This window comes from Bartonella sp. MR100HLJHH, from assembly GCF_042194215.1.
Classification (GTDB): Bacteria; Pseudomonadota; Alphaproteobacteria; order Rhizobiales; family Rhizobiaceae; genus Bartonella; species Bartonella grahamii.
Map to the genome: position 1 here is coordinate 1 of NZ_JBHIMR010000058.1, position 1,704 is coordinate 1,704.

General features: G+C 43.0%; 2 protein-coding genes. Both read right to left on the minus strand.

Annotated elements, in window-relative coordinates; translation table 11 throughout:
• On the minus strand, positions 1-878 hold an 878-nt coding region (locus ACFIJ7_RS09405), incomplete at its 3' end, for a biotin/lipoyl-binding protein (RefSeq protein ID WP_375645177.1).
• The coding region (locus tag ACFIJ7_RS09410) for an ATP-binding cassette domain-containing protein (RefSeq protein ID WP_375645178.1) at positions 868-1,704 on the minus strand (837 nt) is incomplete at its 5' end. The genes ACFIJ7_RS09405 and ACFIJ7_RS09410, both read right to left, overlap by 11 nt.

Genomic DNA, 1,704 nt, shown 5'->3' on the forward strand with positions numbered 1-1,704 from the left:
AGTGATAAGTGGTCAAGATGGTATTGAGTGCTATCAAGCTTTGCTTTTAATCCTTGAAGATTCAGTTCTGTTTCACGCGAAAGTTGCCGATAGCGGGCGATTTCATCGGAAATGAGACTTTGCCGTTGTTGGCGGAGGGTGTTTATTTCGGCGGCATTTTCTTCCAAACGTCTTTGATTGGTTAAAATTTCATGCTCGACATTTTTAAAGTCATGTAAACGCTCTAAATAAACCGCTTGGCTAATGACTTTTGTTTCCATTAGGCTTTTTGCAGCTTTTAATTTTCCTTGGCTTAATTGACGATCATCTTCCAACCTATCTAATTGCGCATGTTGTGTTGCACCGCTGCGCTCGACGCGGTCCGCCTGTGCTTTTAGCGCTCTTAATTTATCTTGGAGAGATTGAAGGGTAGCGCTAATGAGTTTTTCCCCTTCTATTCTTGCAGTCGTGTTGCCAGAAGGAGGAACTGGCAGATAGGCAAGTCCTTTGGTCACAAAATCTTTATCCAAAGGATCACTTTCATGCAAAGCTGTTAAAATAGCTGTTGCGATTTGTGCTTGAAGGGTTTGTTGCGCGATATCTGCTTGAACACGTGCGCACTCATTGAGGGCTTCACGGGGATCTAATTGAATAAGGAGATCCCCTTGATGAACAAATTGCCCTTCTTTTACAAGAATTTTCTCAATGCGTCCTGTATTTTGCGCTTGGACCAGCTGAACGTAAGCGGTGGGAATAACACTTCCTTGCCCCCGTGCAACAATCTCTGTTTTTGCGATAAAGCTGCCGATTACAATAAAGAGAAATAAGGTGACCAAAACAGCAACCACCATATGAAGCGTTGGTGATAAAGGGCGCAAATAGGGAGCTTTATCTGCCATTTTTTGCCTCCAAATCAGTAAAGTTTAAGACGGTTGCATGCTGAGGAAAGAGGTCACTTTTGTGGGTAATAACAAGAACAATACGATCTTGTGAAAGTTTATATAAATGCTCAACAATTTGTGCACTGACAGTGTCATCCAATGCGGAAGTAGGTTCATCCAAAATAAGAAGGCTTGGGTTTATCAGAAAGAAACAAGCTAAAGCCAAGCGTTGGCGCTGACCACCTGATAAAAAACCACCTTGCTCTCCTACTTGAGTATGAAGTCCTAAAGGCAACTGAGCAATCAAATCATGGCAAGCACTAACATATAGTGCAGCGTCGATTTCATCTTTAGTGGCATCTGGTTTAGCAAGAAGCATATTCTCAAGAATGGTTCCGGAAAAAAGGCAAGGATTTTGGGGAAAATACGCGATTGTGTCACGCACGCTACGGACATCAAAATTCTGTAAAGGTTGGGCGTTAATCAATATCTTTCCGCTTGTTGGGGGGTAGAGTCCACAAAGGAGCTTCGCCAAGGTTGTTTTTCCGCACCCTGAAGGACCAAGTAACATAATTGGTTGCCCAGGTTGTAAACAGACATCAAGATGATTGATAATGGATTTATCTCCATAAGAAAAACAGAGATCGTTGGCTTCAAGATGAGGAGGAGCGCTGAGTTGAAGAGGCGGCTTTTCTTCTTCCCATTCTGAAGGGGAGTTAAGAATATCGCCCAAACGAAGACGAGAGATTTTCAAATGCTGCCATTCTTCCCATAGGGATGCAAGGCTTAAGATAGGACCAGAAACATTTCCAGCGAGGAGATGAAAGGCAATAAGTTGCCCTAG